Origin of the sequence: Cytobacillus oceanisediminis, from assembly GCF_007830235.1 — a bacterium.
GTDB lineage: Bacteria > Bacillota > Bacilli > Bacillales > Cytobacillaceae > Cytobacillus > Cytobacillus oceanisediminis.
Window position 1 is genome coordinate 76,370 of record NZ_VLKI01000016.1, and the last position, 17,843, is coordinate 94,212.

Genomic DNA, 17,843 nt, shown 5'->3' on the forward strand with positions numbered 1-17,843 from the left:
CTTACTCCTGTTCAGGATTCCGCAAGTAATAACCGACTCCTCTTCTTGTTACGATCCATGTCGGGTGGCTTGGATTATCCTCGATCTTTTCACGCAATCTTCTTACAGTCACGTCAACAGTACGGACATCGCCATAATAATCATAGCCCCAAACAGTCTGAAGCAGATGCTCTCTTGTCATGACCTGTCCAATATGTTTTGCCAGATAGTGAAGAAGTTCAAATTCACGATGTGTTAATTCAATCGTCTCACCGCGTTTGGAAACCACATAAGCATCCGGATGGATAATAAGTGATCCTACTTCTATTTCATTTGATTCTTCCTCTTCTTCAGACTTTGAAGCAATTTGCTGATGGCGCCTTAAATTGGCTTTCACACGGGCAATTAACTCCCTTGTGCTGAAAGGCTTTGTCACATAATCATCTGCCCCCAGTTCAAGACCCAAAACCTTATCGATTTCAGAATCCTTTGCTGTCAGCATGATGATCGGCATATCATACTTTTTGCGTACTTCACGGCACACTTCAATGCCATCTCTCTGTGGAAGCATGATATCAAGCAGAATTAGATCCGGTTTGATTTCCTCTACCTTGTCCAAAGCATCATTGCCGTCATATGCACAAACAACCTCATAGCCTTCCTTTTTTAAATTGAATTGCAGAATATCTGCAATTGGTTTCTCATCGTCTACTACTAGAATTTTTTTATCCATACCCTATCTCCTTTTTTCTTGCATCATTTATTTATTTTTGGAGCAGTAGAATTCAATTTAAATCATATGTTCTCTACTTTACTTTACCACTTTATAAGTGGGAATTCATCTATTTGAAAAAGATGGCTATTCTCCTGAACAGGACAAACCATTACAGCCTGCAAAATGAGGGCTATGCAGACTATTCTTAACTATAAAAGCCTCTAGTATAAAACTAGAGACTTTTAAAATCATTTATTTACTTATATATTTAAGTGGATCTTGCATCTTTCCATTTTTATATAGCTCAAAATGCAGATGAACGCCTGTGGAATCTCCAGTCGTGCCCATTACACCGATCTTTGATCCTTTTGAGACTGTCTGGCCAGCACTTACACTAATTGAATCCAAATGAGCATATACGGTGCGGAAGCCATTTTTATGGTCGATCACAATTTTATTTCCGTATCCGCCATCCCATCCCGCAGATACGATAACACCATTATCAGCTGCTTTGATGGTCCGGTTGCTAGGTCGTGCAATATCAATTCCTTTATGCATTTTACCCCAGCGGTACCCTACCTTACTGGAAATATAACCGCCGACTGCAGGGTACGCAAAGCTTCCTTCACCTCTGGACGGAATTACTTTTGTTCCCTTAATGACAATATGCTTAACTGGCTCTTCAAGGACTTTTTCTTCAGATACCTCTTTTTTAATGGTTTGTCCATTTTCTTCAGAAATCAAATATGTTGCAGCACGGATACCATTTTTTCCTTCCTGCTTCACCTTAGTATCGCCTTTAGGGAGGCTGCTATCCTCAATTACTTCTTTCTCAAATGAAATTTTTTCTTTTTTGAAAACTTCTTTTTCAACAATAACCTTTACATATGGCTTAGGGACGGTTACATTCAATTCTTGTCCAACTTTTAGGACTGAATCTCCCTTTAGTCCGTTGTTTAACTCTATTAGCTGCTTCATATCAAGATTATGGGCACTTGCTATGCTACTTAAAGCATCTCCCGCTTTTACAAGGTATTTCTTTTCTTCTAAAGTGCCTTTTTGAAGAAGTTTTGCTGCTTCTTCTGCACTAATAATCATGTCTGGTTTAACTTTTGTTTGTGAAACTGAAACATTTTCATTAAATCGAACGTCTAAAATACGAGTTTCATTTTCTTTAAGCTGTGGTAAAGGAGTACTAGCGGAAGCTTTTCTTTCTTCCAGATCCTTTAGTTCTTTCTCTGGTACATAGGAAGCCTTCATTTTAGTAAGTGCAGCTTTTGCCTGCTCTGAATTTTCAACATAAGCTACAGTCGTTCCGCCAATAACCAATGCAGCTGCTTCCGCCTGAATTTCAATATCATCTTTTATTTCGTTCACTGCCTCTGAGTTATTAACCTCAGAATTGGACTCAAATACTTGTTCAGGAATAAAAGACAGTTCTGAACCAAGCGATAACTGTAAACCTTTATAAGAGCCTTCAAGCTCTTTAATTTTAGTATCGACCATGTTCTCTATTATTTCTTTGTCTGATACAGTGCCGATATACTGATCGTCCATATAGACATAGTAAACAGTCATTAGCTTATCATCATTTGCCAGTGCTGAAACACCGCCAGCAAACGTTAAAGCCGCTGCAGCAAACCCTGTTGCAACTGTCTTATTCATTATATTTCTAAAGCTCTTAGCTGTATATTCAGTAGCTGAATTTAAATTCTTCACCCAATTAAACATTGTTACATCCCCCTAGACTACGGTAACAAACACACTTTCATTTAGTGCTATGTAACTACTAATTTATTTACCTAAATTTTTTCACAATATTTACTTTACCATATAGAGTATCAAATAGATTAATAGACTCCGTAATGTAATAAAAATGTATAATAACTGACATTTTGTTACTTTTAATGAGAATTAATTGGAATAAAACAAATGATTTTTGTCGAAAAAAGGAAAGAAAAAGTAGGAGAAAATCCCTATATATAAAGGTTTTTGGAACTTACGAAAGAGAAGAGAAGAAAAAAAGAAGAGACGCTTAACTTTTACACTAGATAAATAGTAGAAAACTAGTTATATTACAAAAATGTAACAAAAAGGAGTATGAATGATTTCATACTCCTTTTTTGGGATGGCTCAGGACGGAATCGAACCGCCGACACAAGGATTTTCAGTCCTTTGCTCTACCGACTGAGCTACTGAGCCTTATTAAGTTATTGATCCTAAACCAAGCTTGATTTCGTCCTTCGTCCCGATTTCAGGGAGCTTATTCAAGCTGTGGTTCAATCGGTACGCTGAAGTATTTCATGAAGCTTACTCAGACGTGCTCTACCGACTGAGCTACTGAGCCTTATTAAGTTATTGATCCTAAACAAAGTTGATTTCGTCCTTCGTCCCGATTTCAGGGAGCTTATTCAAGCTGTGGTTCAATCGGTACGCTGAAGTATTTCATGAAGCTTACTCAGACGTGCTCTACCGACTGAGCCGAATTAAGTTAATGTTGCCTAACTAAAATTATGTAAAGTAAATGGCGGTCCGGACGGGACTCGAACCCGCGACCTCCTGCGTGACAGGCAGGCATTCTAACCAACTGAACTACCGGACCAATATAATAACCGCCAGCAAGTTAGCTGGGCTTGCCAGCTTTTTGCTGACGGTTATTTGCCATGACCCCTACGGGATTCGAACCCGTGTTACCGCCGTGAAAGGGCGGTGTCTTAACCGCTTGACCAAGGGGCCATATAAAAGAAAAATGGTGAGCCATGAAGGACTCGAACCTTCGACCCTCTGATTAAAAGTCAGATGCTCTACCGACTGAGCTAATGGCTCATACTAAAGATGTTTCCTAAAGCTTGATACTGCTATCTCAGATGTTCCAAAGCCCTGCGTTCTTTGTCGCAGATTTTAAAAGTTTGCTATTCGAGGATGAATCGCTTCGATGCTGCAAATTTTAAAATCCTCTACCGACTGGGCTAATGGCTCGTACTAGATCGTCTCTGTGACGACGCTTTTTATAATATCATAGAGATTTATAAAAGCGCAATAACTTTTTTATAAAAATTTCTTTTAAAATTAGGCTCTGTTAAACTTGCCTGTTGATTTCCGCTCCAGGAGCTCAGCGAACCGCGGGCGGTCCGGGAGCCTCCTCGGCGCATTCGCGCCTGTGGGGTCTCCCTTTGACACGCTCCTCCCGCTGGAGTCTCGCCCCTTCCGCTGCAATCAAAAGGGTGCCAAAATCAACAATGAGCTTTCACAGCCTTAAATTAAAAACTAAAGAAAGTACTATTTTATAAAAAGAAAATTCATCAATACCAAAAAATTAATACTCTGTTTCTGCGGTTATTAACAAGCAAACAGGCTTTATTCCCCGGTTATTACGTTCTATTCCCCAAAATCAGATTTCTACTCCATAAGTTCACAATTTAATTGTCCTAGGTTCATTCTTTTGAAGAAGGTCAAACAAAAAAGCCCTAACTCACATTAGGGCTTTCCAATCAAATCTTAGTTTTGTCTCCAAGGGCTGCGGACAACGTTTGTTTGTGTGCGATCCGGTCCTACAGAGAAGATGGATAATGGGATTCCTGTTAGCTGGGCCACACGCTCCAGGTAATGGCGGGCATTAACAGGAAGCTCGTCTAATGATTTGCAGCCAGTAATATCTTCTGTCCAGCCTGGAAGTTCTTCGTAAACAGGCTCACATTCAGCCAATACTTTTAAGCTTGCAGGGAACTCTTCAATCACTTGACCGTTATGGCGGTAAGCTACACAGATTCTCAACGTTTCGATGCCTGTTAATACATCGATGGAGTTAAGAGATAAATCTGTAATTCCGCTGACGCGGCGGGCATGACGAACCACAACACTGTCAAACCAGCCAACACGGCGGGCACGTCCAGTTGTTGTACCGTATTCACGGCCTACTTCACGAATCTGATTGCCGATCTCGTTATCAAGCTCAGTCGGGAAAGGACCATCACCAACACGTGTTGTATAAGCCTTGGAAACACCAACAACATGCTTAATTTTTGTAGGACCTACTCCAGAACCGATTGTTACGCCTCCAGCTACTGGGTTAGATGAGGTAACGAACGGGTATGTACCCTGGTCGATATCGAGCATAACCCCTTGTGCTCCTTCAAACAGCACGCGGCGGCCTTCGTCCAATGCATCGTTCAGAACTACGGATGTATCGCAAACATAATGTTTGATTTGCTGGCCATATTCATAATATTCATCTAGAATATCTTCAATTTTGAATCCTTCTGTTTCATAAAAACGCTCAAGAAGGCGATTTTTCTCTTCAAGGTTGCGGGCAAGTTTTTCTTCAAAAACTTCGCGGTCAAGAAGATCTGCGATTCGGATTCCATTTCGGGCTGCTTTATCCATATAAGCAGGACCAATTCCTTTTTTCGTTGTACCGATCTTGTTTGCGCCTTTGCGTTCTTCTTCTACCTCATCAAGTTTTAGGTGGTAAGGCAGAATAACATGTGCGCGGTTGCTGATGCGCAGGTTATCAGTTGTAACACCTTTATCATGAAGATAAGCCAATTCTTTTACGAGCGCTTTCGGATCTACAACCATCCCATTTCCGATGACGCAAATCTTATCGCTATAGAAAATTCCAGATGGAATTAAATGCAGCTTGTATGTTTCACCGTTAAACTTGATTGTATGCCCCGCATTGTTTCCGCCTTGATAGCGGGCGATTACTTCAGCATTTTCAGAAAGGAAGTCAGTGATTTTTCCTTTCCCTTCATCTCCCCACTGCGTACCAACTACAACTACTGATGACATAAAAAGCACCTCCGGGAATCCCATGGTTTTTATAATTTCTATTTAAAATAGTTTTTAACAAAATTACTTTTTTCAACCACTTTAGTTTAACAAGGCAACGTATTATAGTCAATAAAACACGAACATTTTTAATAAAAATATAAAAATATGTTCGTGAAACCATGAAAATATGAAAATATAAAAAGGGCAAGCAGTTTCTGCAAGCCCTTTTCCTTATTTATGCACCAGGCGGAGCGAATGAATCATCAAAACGTTTCTCCAAGTTTACGAATTTATTATACTCTTTCACAAACGCCAGCTGGACCGTGCCAACAGGGCCGTTACGCTGTTTAGCGATAATAATTTCGATAATATTTTTGTCCTCTGATTCTTTATCATAGTAGTCATCACGATATAGGAATGCCACAATATCGGCATCCTGCTCAATACTTCCGGATTCACGGATATCAGACATCATTGGCCGTTTATCCTGGCGCTGTTCCACTCCACGTGAAAGCTGGGAAAGAGCAATAACCGGAACCTGGAGCTCACGTGCCAATTGCTTTAAGGAACGGGAGATTTCTGATACTTCCTGCTGGCGGTTTTCTCCGGAACGCCCGCTTCCCAGGATTAATTGCAAGTAGTCAATAAGAATCATACCAAGCCCATGCTCCTGCTTTAAACGGCGGCATTTTGAACGGATATCTGTGATTCGCACCCCAGGAGTATCATCAATAAAAATCCCTGCGTTGGATAGGCTGCCCATTGCCATCGTAAGTTTTCCCCAATCCTCATCTGTCAGGGAGCCTGTACGCAGCCTTTGCGCATCAATATTTCCTTCCGCACAAAGGATACGCATAACCAGCTGTTCTGCCCCCATCTCCAAACTAAAAATAGCTACGTTTTCTCCAGTTTTTGTAGCAACGTTTTGGGCAATATTCAAAGCAAAGGCGGTTTTACCCACGGACGGACGGGCACCGACGATAATAAGATCGTTTCGCTGAAAACCTGCTGTCATTCTATCCAGCTCGGTAAATCCTGTTGCAATCCCTGTAATATCGCCTTTGCGGTTATGCATTTCCTCAATATTATCGTAGGTCCGGACAAGAACATCTTTAATATTATGAAAGGCACCTGCATTTTTCCGCTGCGCTACCTCCATAATATTTTTCTCGGCTTCTCCTAAGAGAACTTCAACTTCATCTTCACGGGTATAGCCATCCTGGGCGATCCCGGTAGCTGTCCGGATCAAACGGCGAAGCAATGCTTTTTCTTCGACGATTTTGGCATAGTACTCAATATTTGCTGCCGTTGGAACAGATCCAGCCAGTTCACTTAAATAGCTGACTCCACCAGTATCCTCCAGAAGCTTTGCTGCACTAAGTTCTTCTGTTACAGTCACTAAATCGACCGCTTTTCCCTGGTCGCTCAGCTTGAGCATCACATTGTAAATCTTCTGGTGAGCCGCCCGATAGAAGTCCTCAGGTATCAATATCTCTGATGCTAACGTAAGAGAGGAGGGTTCAAGAAAGATTGCCCCAAGCACTGCCTGTTCCGCTTCTATATTTTGAGGCGGGAGCCGATCTGCAAATAAATCACTCATCTAGTCAAGCCTCCTTTAATTAAAAGCATAAGCAAAAACTATTCACATCTAAATTGATGCTATATTTAAATAGGCACTGTTACACTTGCCAGTTGATTTCCGCTCCATGCACTTAGCGAACCGCGGGCAGTCCGGGAGCCTCCTTGGCACATCCCCGCCTGCGGGGTCTCCCTTTGACACTCTCCTCCCGCAGGACTTTGAATAAGCCTCCCCGAATTTACATCGCACGAAGGAAATGCAAATGCATTTTCGCGGGATTAGTGCCTTCCATTCCAACCAACAGGGTGCTAAATCAACAATAAGCTTTAACAAAGCCCCATTTATTTAAAATAAAAATAAAATAATTAATTCCTTTAAAAAATGTGACCAGCAGAAACTGATCACATTTTTAATCAACCCTTTTATTTTAACATGTTTATTCGCAAAATCTACTTCCAAAATTAGTGTATGTTCAAAAGGGCTGCCTGCTATTATTAATTTGACTCTTTTACATGGACATTTAATGTTGCCATTACTTCAGTATGAAGTTTAACTGGAACCTTTGTATAACCTAAAGAACGGATAGCGTCATCCATTTCAATTTTTCGCTTGTCAATTTTGATTTTATGCGTTTTTTGAAGTTCTTCAGCAATTTGCTTGCTTGTGATGGAGCCGAATAGGCGTCCGCCTTCACCAGCTTTAGTAGAAAATTCAACTGTAAGCTTCTCCAGTGTTTCTTTTAATTTTTTCGCATCAGCAAGCTCTTCTGCAGCAAGCTTTTCTTCTTTTTTCTTTTGGGCATTCAGACTACTTACATTCGCCTGGCTGGCTTCAACAGCCAGCCCTTGTTTAATCAAAAAGTTATGTGCATAGCCGTCTGCTACATTTTTAACTTCACCTTTTTTGCCTTTGCCTTTAACGTCTTTTAAAAAAATAACCTTCATTCCTTTTTTCTCCCTTCGAAATATTCATCTATAGCCATTTTTAAACGGATTTCGACATCATCAAGCGTCGCATCATGAAGCTGGGTGGCAGCGTTTGTTAAGTGCCCTCCGCCTTCCAGGTTTTCCATGATAACCTGAACATTGATATCCCCAAGGGAACGCGCGCTCACACCAATCATGTTTTCAGAGCGGTTTGAAATGACAAAGGAAGCTATTACGCCATCCATTGTCAGAAGTGTATCAGCCGTCTGTGCAATCAGCACTTGATCAAAAACCTGGTCAGGCTGCCCTTTGGCAATGGCAACTCCATCCCGGTAAAACTGAACGGTTTCAATCAGTTTTGCACGCTTGATATATGTGTCTACATCCTCTTTTAAAAACTTTTGGACAAGTACAGTATCCGCACCCTGCCCGCGCAGATAGGAGGCCGCATCAAACGTTCTGGATCCTGTTCTTAATGAAAAGCTCTTGGTATCGACAATAATGCCAGCCAACAGCGCTGTCGCTTCCAGCATTTCAATTTTGCCGTTTTTCGGCTGGTATTCCAGAAGCTCTGTCACAAGCTCTGCCGTTGAAGAAGCATATGGCTCCATATAGACAAGAAGAGGATTATGAATAAATTCTTCTGCCCTGCGGTGATGGTCGATTACAACAACATGCTCAATTTTATGAAGCAATTTTTCTTCAATCACCATGGAAGGCTTGTGGGTATCGACGACCACAAGCAAGGTGTCGTCTGTTGCCATTTCCAATGCCTGTTCAGGGGTAATGAATTTCGAAAAGAGCTCTTCATTCTTTTCAATTTCCTTCATCATTCTTCTGACACCTGTATCCAGTTCATTGAAATTCACAACAACGTAACCTTCACGCTGGTTCATGCGTGCCACTTTTTGTATTCCAATGGCTGCTCCAATGGCATCCATATCAGGACTCTTATGGCCCATAATAATCACTTTGTCACTCTCGGAGATAAGCTCCTTTAAAGCATGCGAAATAACTCGGGCACGGACTCTGGTCCGCTTCTCCACCGGATTGGTTTTTCCGCCAAAGAATTTAACCTTTCCATTCGTCTGCTTAATAGCTACCTGGTCACCGCCTCGGCCCAAAGCCAGATCCAGGCTGGACTGGGCAAGAGAACCAAGTTCAGGAAGCGAGGAAACGCCAGTTCCGACACCAACACTTAAAGTAAGAGGAACATTTTGTTTGGATGTTGATTCCCTAACGTCATCAAGGATGGTGAATTTTCCTTTTTCAAGGAGCTGCAGTATGTGTTCATTAAAGACAGCAATGAACCTTTCAGACGAAACCCTTTTTAAGAAAACACCATTATCCTGCGCCCACTTATTTAAAATCTGGGTAACAAGGCTGTTGAGGCTGCTTTTTGTCTGATCATCCATACCTTGAGTTAACTCATCATAATTATCCAGGAATATAAAAGCAATGACTGTTCTTTCTTCCTGATACATTTTTTCAATTTCTGTCTGTTCCGTTACATCAAAGAAGTATAAAAGGCGTTCATCAGGTTTATGGATCACCCGGAACTTACGGTCGTGAAGTGTAATGATCTCTGTTTCTACCTCTTGTTTAATAAGTGGAACAAGCGAATCCGCGACGTCATAAAGCGATCTTCCAACTAGCGTATCTTCATCGAAGCATGATGCTAAAAAGGGATTTGTCCATTCAATATAATAATCATCATTGATTAGCATAATCCCAATCGGCATTTCCATAAGAGCTTCTTCGCCGACTTTTTTTACCCGGTAGGATAGGGTAGAGATATATTCTTCCGTTTCCTTCCTTTGTTTTTGGTCCAGCTGAAAAAGGTAGTAGAAAGGAAGGATGGCCAGAAACAGCCCTATTAGTGCAAAAAGCCAATTGTAGTACGCCAATATTCCGAGAAGCACCACTGTTATGCCCATCAATCCAAATATCGGATAGCGTATGGACCGCTTTTCTAAATACGAAGGCATGTTTTCAGCTCCTAAACAGTAGTGTTATTCATCACTTTTTTTCTAATCTGTGCCTTAAATCGAATCCTAAGTCAATTATACCTAATATCCTCACAATATAAAGGACAAATGGAATAAGAAATGTAAATACCGTAGCTATAATTGGCACTGCTTTGGGAAACCCTTTTAAATGGCTGAAGAAGAAAATAAAGGAAAGTCCTTGAATAATCATAAACAGCTGTAAAATAAACGCGATATTTACAAGTGCCAGGAACCAGTAGCTTCCCTCAGCAGGATTAAAAATAAACGATGCTACAATCGTAATTAGATAGTACCACAAGATGCTTTTGGGCAGGCTCATTTCCCTAAAGGGCTTCCAGCCTTCAACATTAATTCCGAACCTTTTTGCAATAGGAAATGAAACCAATTGAATGAGGAAAACGGAAATGACAGCCGTCATCACAAATAAGCTGGGTGTTAAGGTTTCAATCATTTGCAAACCAGCAGTAAACTGATCCACGACTTTGTCATCGACATTCTGCCCCATGCCTTCCAGCATCCCTTTAGACATTGAGATGGACTCTTCCATTAGCCCAATGCCCTCTTCAATAAAATTGACATTAAATAAGGCCGCAGCCGCTGCATACTGCAGCAATAAGCTAGCAAGAAATACAAGCGTTCCCGCAATAAATGAAGATGCCCTTCCTTTTTTCTCCCTGATAAAATCACCGATTACCGTTCCTGTCAAACCAAATGTCAATGCAAGTGGAATAGCCATAATGGAACCAATAATCAAGGAAAGCAACACGCCTCCAGTTAGAAAAACAACTGCGCTCATCCGATTGTTTTTAGCTGCAAACATAATAAATGGAAGCGCCAAAAAGAAAATAGATACTGTACCGAGAATCGGCACATACAAGGAAATTAGAAGAAGGACAGCAAATACAGCTAAAAATACAGCGCCTTCCGTTAATTTATGTACATTATTCATTCTTACACCCCTTAAACTGCGTGTCCAAAAAGGAGGAAAAGGGCCTGTTTATTTTTCCCGGCTTTTTGAAGCAACTCCATAAATGACAACTCATAAAATCTATTGTAGCTAGTATTAAAGACAGGTTCAACCTTGTTGTTTGAAGAGCCGGATTATAGGCATGCCCTGCCATATTTTAATCAAAAAGATAGGGGAATTAAATATTCAGAAGAAAGATGGCAATCTGATTCTGGATATGATACCTTTTAAAACTAATAAAAAAGACACCGGAAAACCGGCGTCTTTTCAGTGATTGTTATTCACCTGATACGTATGGCAATAAAGCCATTTGGCGCGCACGCTTAATAGCAATCGTTAATTTACGTTGGTATTTAGCGTTAGTACCTGTTACACGACGTGGTAAAATCTTGCCGCGCTCAGAGATGAATTTTTTTAGAAGATCCACATCTTTATAGTCGATGTGAGTGATTCCGTTTGCAGTGAAATAGCAAACCTTACGACGTTTTGCACGTCCGCCTCTGCGTCCTCCAGCCATGGTCATTTACCTCCTTTAGCTTTTTACTTTTTATTTATATCCGTTCGATAATCGGGCACTATTAGAATGGAAGGTCGTCATCGGAAATGTCGATTTGGCCGTCATTTGCGAATGGATCCTGGTCCACACGAGTATAGCCGCCCTGATTACGATTATCTTGGCGTTGATTCTGATTGTTGTTATTTCCAAACGGGGAATCCTGATCTCTCGGTCCGCCGTAATTCGTATTGTCGCCTCTGCCGCCAGAACTATTCTTCGGCTCAAGGAACTGCACACTCTCAGCTTGGACTTCTGTCACATATACGCGCTTTCCGTCCTGGCCCTCATAGCTACGTGTCTGGATGCGACCGTCAACGCCTGCGAGACTTCCTTTTTTCAGGAAATTCGCTACGTTTTCAGCAGGCTTTCTCCATATCACACAGTTGATGAAGTCTGCTTCCCGTTCACCTTGCTGATTCGTAAAAGTACGATTCACTGCAAGAGTGAATGAAGCTACTGGTACTCCATTCGGGGTATACCGTAAATCAGGATCCTTTGTCAAACGTCCGACAAGAACAACACGGTTCATCATCAGAATCAACTCCTCTCGGTAAAAATTGCTTTATCTATTATTTTTCGTTTTTAACTACGATATAACGGATGATGTCTTCGCTGATTTTAGCTAAACGAGTGAACTCGTCAACTGCTTTTGCTTCAGCATTAACGTTCATTAGTTGGTAGTAGCCATCACGGAAATCATTGATTTCGTATGCAAGGCGACGCTTACCCCAATCTTTTGATTCAGATACTTCCGCACCATTATCAGTTAAGATAGTGTTAAAACGCTCAACAAGAGCCTTCTTAGCCTCATCTTCAATGTTTGGGCGGATGATGTACATAACTTCGTACTTTCTCATCACTTTCACCTCCTTTTGGTCTAAACGGCCCTTCAAAAGGGCAAGGAGCAATATATTCATTACTCACAAGTTAAAATTATAGCACATTAATTTTGTAAAAGCAATAACTGCTAGAGTTAATCATAGAATAGGTTTTTCTCTCCACTCGGGAATGAAATGTCCTTTAATCTCTCTGCGAATTAGGATGTTTTTTCTGCATTTAGACTATTTGAAAGGGATACCGGATAAGGACACCTTAATTTCATTTGAACTAGATATTGTTTTCCTTTTTAGTGACTTTTATACGGGCTTTTGTCCTTCAAGAGCTTGTTGACTGACTTTTTGTTGATTATTTACGTTTTTTTGTCCTTCATAAGCTTTATGATTGACTTTTCGACAGCTGGTTTGCTGTTTTGGTGGTTCATTTTTTGCTCTCAGGGGATATAACGGTCACTTTCGCATGTTTATCGGTCAGATTTCATTTTTATCGGTCACTTTTAAAAAATATCGGTCAAATTCTACATTTTATCGGTCACTTTTTTAATATATCGGTCACTTGGCGCTCCATCAACTTTGCACTACCTGGATAGTAAAAAAAAAGAACCCCTAAAAAGGAGTTCTTGATCAGTTCGATCTATTAAACGTTAAAACGGAAGTGCATAACATCTCCATCTTTTACAATATACTCTTTACCTTCAAGTCGTACTTTCCCAGCTTCTTTTGCAGCTGTCATGCTTCCTGCTGCAAGTAAGTCATCATAGGCAACCGTTTCAGCTCGGATGAACCCTTTTTCAAAATCAGAGTGAATAACTCCCGCACATTGAGGAGCTTTCATGCCTTTGCGGAATGTCCAGGCACGGACTTCCTGAACTCCGGCAGTGAAATAAGTGGCCAGTCCAAGAAGGCTGTAGGCTGCTCTGATCAGCTGGTCAAGACCTGATTCTTCAATGCCGAGCTCCTGAAGGAACATTTCTTTTTCCTCCCCTTCAAGCTCTGCAATTTCAGATTCAATTTTTGCACAAATGACAATAACTTCGGCATTATCCTTTTCTGCAAATTCTCTTACCTGCTGCACATATTGGTTTGAAGAAGGATCTGCAACATCATCTTCACTAACGTTCGCTACATAAAGAACAGGTTTGATTGTAAGCAAGTGCAAGCCTTTTACAACCTTCATCTGTTCTTCCGTGAACTCCACTGTACGAGCAGGTTTATCTGATTCGAATGCTTCTTTTAACTTTTCAAGAATTTCTAGCTCAAACACGGATTCTTTATCTTTTTGCTTAGCCAATTTGCTCACGCGTCCAATTCGCTTATCAACAGATTCAAGGTCAGCCAAAATCAGTTCCAGATTGATTGTTTCAATATCATCAATTGGGTCCACTTTACCAGAAACGTGTGTAATATTATCATCAGCAAAACAGCGGACAACCTGGCAAATGGCATCCACTTCGCGAATATGTGAAAGGAATTTGTTTCCCAAGCCTTCCCCTTTACTTGCACCTTTAACGATGCCGGCAATATCAGTGAATTCAAAAGCGGTTGGTACAGTTTTCTTAGGCTGAACCAATGCAGTTAATTTAGTCAAGCGGTGATCAGGCACCTCAACAATCCCTACATTTGGGTCAATCGTACAGAACGGGTAGTTTGCAGACTCCGCTCCTGCCTGGGTAATTGCATTAAACAAAGTAGATTTCCCGACATTCGGCAAACCTACAATACCAGCTGTTAAAGCCATCCAAGTCACTCCTCATTTTAAAATCATCATCTATAAAAATCCGATTCATATCAATTTAAACAAGCCTTTAACAATTATAGATATTTGCCCGGGAAAAGTAAAGGCAGCAAGAAAAGCCGAGGCAACTGTTTGGGGATGACAAGCATAAGGTGGTTCCTGTAGAAGGTGTTTTTTTCCTTATGGAAGGGATCGTCTTATGACTCGATTCCCCAGGAGCCGCAGCTAGACAACAATAAAGGTGCCAAATACCCATACCAGTTGCAGAAGTGGTGTAGATACCTGGCACCCAATTTATACTTTTTCAATATTAACAAGGCAGTCATACAGCGTGCTGCCCAGGCCGTTGTCAGATTCACGGCTTGATGTGAGGTTATTGACAGGACCGCCGAATTTTGTCCAGATACCTTCGTCGATATTAATCGTATCCGGGTGGGCTATTTTCATAATATGGACACAGCCTTTCATTTCACCCCGGTCATTCCACACTTTAACAAAATCATTTTCTTCAAGCCCAAGCTTCATAGCAATATTTTCTGCAATTTCCACCTTTGCTTTTGGTTCAGGCTTTAGCAAATGATAGTGTTGAGAGTGGTTGGAGCGAAGAGGGTGTATCGTTAATAACGTATAAGGATATTTCTTCGCCAGATCCTCGTCTGTCCACTTTGTTTCTTTAGGCAGTGCAAGGGTCAGCTTGCTTTCGAAACCCTTCCGGAAGGCAGCTGACGAGGTAAATTCATACTTTCCGCTCGGTGTTTTAAACTGGCGGTCTGCCCACGGCACTGTATCAACCGGCAGCTCCTTATGGTATGAGTCCCGTAAGCTTTCAAGTGTGAATCCATGCTCTTTGAGAGATTGAAGCCCCATATTGATAAATTCTTCTCTTGTAAAATCAAAATCAGCCCCAAACCCAAGGTGATTGGCCAGCTCTGTCCAAACCCATAAATCAGGCTTGGCTTCTCCTGGCGGTTCAACCAGCTTAGGCCCATAGTTTACATAGTGATGATACATCGAAGAATAATAGATATCTTCCTGTTCAAAAACAGTGGCAACCGGCAGCACATAATCAGCCAGTTTTGCCGTATCTGTCATAAACTGCTCCATTACAACAACCGTATCCACAGATGCAAAAGCCTCTCGAACCCTTGAAGAATCAGGGACCTGGGTTAAAGGATTTCCGCAGGTTACGAAGATCATTTTTATTTCAGGATCTTTGGTTGTTAAAATTCCCTCTGCCTGTCTCATCATCGTAAACTGCCTTGAAGAAGTTTTGCGGTGGGGAAGGGCAAGGGATGCCGTATCAAAACTCTGCCCTACCTGCCTATTGGCATAATTCGCTCCTCCGCCAGGAATGCCGATATTGCCGCTAACAGCAATCAAAGCATCCATCAGCCTGACCGTATTGCCTCCGTTTTCGTAGCGCTGCATGCCCAAACCGAAAAACGTGGATACAGGACGATCCCCATACACAGCCGCAAGCTCCGTCATCACTGCAGCAGGCACTTCCGTTTTTTCAGCAATTTCCTCCAGCGTTATAGTATTTAGAAGCTCAGCCAAGTCTTCAAAGCCTACTGAATGATTGTCTATGAAACTCTTATCCTGCAAGCCGAGCCGCAGCATCTCCTTCATGATGCCGGCCGCAAGCAGCCCATCCATTCCTGGCTTCACAGAGAAATATTTATCCGCTATTTTGGCAGTGGCATTATAGATTGGATCGATCACATATAGTTTGGCTCCATTTCTCTTTGCTTCCTGGAGCATTTGAAACAAATGCATATTGGTGCGGGCCACATTTCTTCCCCAAATGACGATATGTTTGCTGTTTAAAATATCATCAGGTCCATGGCTATAAGCATCTCCTAAATCCCAGCTTTGTGCTTCAATCCCGGCTCCCCAGCAAATAGAGCCCGTTAATTCGGTTACACCGCCATAACAGTTAAAAAACCGCTGATCCAGGTTCGTCAGCAATCCGCCATTAGCGTAATCATGGCTATGCAAAATGGAAGCTGTTCCAACCGTATCTTTTAACTCCTTCATTTTCAGGGAAATATCATGTAAAGCCTGTTCCCATGAAATTTGCTTAAACTCGCCACCAATCCTTTTTAAAGGATAAAGCAGGCGTTCCGGTGAATTGGTTCTGCTCTCAAGCATTCTGCCGCGGCCGCAAATTTTCCCCTTTGTAATCGGATGGCTTTTATCACCATCAACTTTTGTAACCTTTCCGTCTTCAACAGTCACATGAAAACCGCAGCTGTCCCAGCAGTTTAGAGGACAGGCTGACTTGAATTCCTTTGCCATGAACCTCATCTCCCTGATTTTCTATTTATCTAACCCGCTTTATTCCTCATGCCTCACGAGAATTTTCTTCATTTTGCGGGAAAATTCTCTTCTTGGGATCATGACGCTGTGCCCGCAGCCTTCACATTTAATTCTGATATCTGCTCCCATTCTGATAATCTTCCAGCGGTTTGCCCCGCACGGATGAGGCTTCTTCATCTCGACAACATCATGCAAATTAAATTCCTTTTGTTCCATCTCTTACCCCTCCGAATTCAATTTTGATTTATCCTGGGCAGGCCCTTCTTCATTCCGTGTATACATAACAAGACGCGGGAACGGAATTTCAATGCCATGCTCATCTAAACAAAGCTTAATTTCTTTTCGCAATTGGCGTGCGATATAAAAATGCCTCATCGGCAAAGTTTCTGATACAACTCTAAGAACAACATCAGAAGCAGCTAGGTTTTGGACCCCTAGAATTTCAGGCTGCTTAACCATATCTTCATATTTCTCAGGCAGCTTCTCAAATAAATCCTGAAGCACTTTTTCCGCTTTATTAATATCTCCTTCATAAGCAATGCTGATATCTACAAAGGCAATGCTGTTATTCAAAGAAAAATTGGTCACCTGCATAATGCTTCCATTCGGAAGAATATGAACCTCGCCGGTCCAGTTTTTAATTTTCGTCGTTCGAAGGCCGATTTCTTCAACGGTTCCTTCAAACTGATCAACCCGAATATAATCCCCAACCGAAAACTGATCTTCAAAAATAATAAAGAATCCGGTAATGATGTCCTTAACAAGGCTTTGTGCGCCAAACCCCACAGCCAATCCCACAATTCCGGCACCGGCCAAAAGTGCTTTTACATCAATGGTCAGTACGGACAAAGTCATGATTGCTGCTACAAAGAATACAACATATGTGAGCATATTCTCCAACAACTTCAGCAGTGTAGCTTCACGGCGTTCGGAGATCCTTAGCCTCGAAGGTGTTCTGACTTTAAAAATATTCCGTATTGCCAGCTTGCCAATCCTAATCAGAATACTCGTAAGGATTAAAATCGCAATGATCTTAAGAAAGCTTTCCCCGATTGTTATCCACGTTTCTTCATTTGAAAGCTTATCTATCATACTGTTAAACATTTTTTCAATATAACTCATGGTTTCACCTGCTTCATTTTAGTGAAAGTAATTAAGAAAACAATCATTTCATGCCCCATAGATAGCCTGCTTCACTAGCTTGTATGAATTATACTTGATCTTTCCATACAGTGCGAACCTATTTAAAACAAAATTATTTTATCAATTTTCCACTTTCATTTACAGTTTTTAGTTTTTACATAAAAGCAGCGCCTTCATATAAAGCCATTGTTTAAGGATTAAATATTATAGGTATGTATAGATTACAAAAATTTTCCGTATACTGATAAAAACGTTTTATTAATGGACCGCCATTATCATGATCTCATCACTTTGAACCGGCATGGC

General features: G+C 41.3%; 14 protein-coding genes and 4 tRNA genes. All 18 read right to left on the reverse strand.

The annotated features are described in order from the left end of the window. Position 1: 1 nt before the first annotated feature. The 18 genes from yycF to IQ19_RS20620 all read right to left on the reverse strand — a co-directional run bounded on the left by yycF (position 2) and on the right by IQ19_RS20620 (position 17,516). On the reverse strand, positions 2-712 hold the full coding sequence (gene yycF, locus IQ19_RS20535; protein WP_110063596.1) for a response regulator YycF: 711 nt from the start codon (positions 710-712) through the stop codon (positions 2-4). 234 nt (positions 713-946) lie between these two features. Next, complete coding sequence (locus IQ19_RS20540; RefSeq protein WP_144544613.1) at positions 947-2,425, reverse strand: M23 family metallopeptidase; 1,479 nt, start codon at positions 2,423-2,425, stop codon at positions 947-949. A 398-nt stretch (positions 2,426-2,823) separates the two neighbouring features. Next, positions 2,824-2,896: transfer RNA gene (locus tag IQ19_RS20545), tRNA-Phe, on the reverse strand. Between the two features lie 323 nt (positions 2,897-3,219). Continuing rightward, positions 3,220-3,296, reverse strand: a tRNA-Asp gene (locus IQ19_RS20550). A 62-nt stretch (positions 3,297-3,358) separates the two neighbouring features. Continuing rightward, positions 3,359-3,430: transfer RNA gene (locus IQ19_RS20555), tRNA-Glu, on the reverse strand. 14 nt (positions 3,431-3,444) lie between these two features. Further along, positions 3,445-3,520 (reverse strand) — tRNA-Lys (locus IQ19_RS20560). A 672-nt stretch (positions 3,521-4,192) separates the two neighbouring features. Further along, positions 4,193-5,485 carry an adenylosuccinate synthase gene (locus tag IQ19_RS20565; RefSeq protein ID WP_144544615.1) on the reverse strand — a complete coding sequence of 431 codons (1,293 nt, stop codon included), beginning with the start codon at positions 5,483-5,485 and terminating at the stop codon, positions 4,193-4,195. A gap of 217 nt (positions 5,486-5,702) precedes the next feature. Beyond that, on the reverse strand, positions 5,703-7,067 hold the full coding sequence (gene dnaB / locus IQ19_RS20570; protein ID WP_110063593.1) for a replicative DNA helicase: 1,365 nt from the start codon (positions 7,065-7,067) through the stop codon (positions 5,703-5,705). A gap of 473 nt (positions 7,068-7,540) precedes the next feature. Beyond that, positions 7,541-7,990: a 50S ribosomal protein L9 gene (gene rplI / locus IQ19_RS20575; protein ID WP_144544617.1), complete on the reverse strand. Its 450-nt coding sequence runs from the start codon at positions 7,988-7,990 to the stop codon at positions 7,541-7,543. Continuing rightward, positions 7,987-9,960, reverse strand: a complete 1,974-nt coding sequence (locus IQ19_RS20580; protein WP_144544619.1) for a DHH family phosphoesterase — start codon at positions 9,958-9,960, stop codon at positions 7,987-7,989. Before IQ19_RS20580 ends, rplI begins: the two co-directional genes overlap by 4 nt. Positions 9,961-9,991: 31 nt before the next feature. Continuing rightward, positions 9,992-10,930, reverse strand: coding sequence for a YybS family protein (locus IQ19_RS20585; RefSeq protein WP_144544621.1), 939 nt, complete (start codon positions 10,928-10,930; stop codon positions 9,992-9,994). A 295-nt stretch (positions 10,931-11,225) separates the two neighbouring features. Beyond that, complete coding sequence (gene rpsR, locus IQ19_RS20590) at positions 11,226-11,465, reverse strand: 30S ribosomal protein S18 (RefSeq protein ID WP_144544623.1); 240 nt, start codon at positions 11,463-11,465, stop codon at positions 11,226-11,228. Between the two features lie 61 nt (positions 11,466-11,526). Further along, positions 11,527-12,036 (reverse strand): single-stranded DNA-binding protein, encoded by a 510-nt coding sequence (gene ssb, locus IQ19_RS20595; RefSeq protein WP_144544625.1) that lies wholly within the window; start codon positions 12,034-12,036, stop codon positions 11,527-11,529. 37 nt (positions 12,037-12,073) lie between these two features. Further along, positions 12,074-12,361, reverse strand: a complete 288-nt coding sequence (rpsF, locus tag IQ19_RS20600) for a 30S ribosomal protein S6 (RefSeq protein WP_053433307.1) — start codon at positions 12,359-12,361, stop codon at positions 12,074-12,076. Between the two features lie 616 nt (positions 12,362-12,977). Next, on the reverse strand, positions 12,978-14,078 hold the full coding sequence (gene ychF / locus IQ19_RS20605) for a redox-regulated ATPase YchF (protein WP_144544627.1): 1,101 nt from the start codon (positions 14,076-14,078) through the stop codon (positions 12,978-12,980). A 291-nt stretch (positions 14,079-14,369) separates the two neighbouring features. Then, entirely contained in the window at positions 14,370-16,373 is a 2,004-nt protein-coding gene (locus tag IQ19_RS20610; protein WP_144544629.1) for a molybdopterin-dependent oxidoreductase, read from the reverse strand. A gap of 39 nt (positions 16,374-16,412) precedes the next feature. Then, on the reverse strand, positions 16,413-16,610 hold the full coding sequence (locus IQ19_RS20615; protein ID WP_144544631.1) for a DUF951 domain-containing protein: 198 nt from the start codon (positions 16,608-16,610) through the stop codon (positions 16,413-16,415). A gap of 3 nt (positions 16,611-16,613) precedes the next feature. Next, a complete protein-coding gene (locus IQ19_RS20620) occupies positions 16,614-17,516 on the reverse strand; it encodes a mechanosensitive ion channel family protein (protein WP_144544633.1) in 903 nt (300 codons plus the stop codon). Positions 17,517-17,843 lie beyond the last annotated feature (327 nt).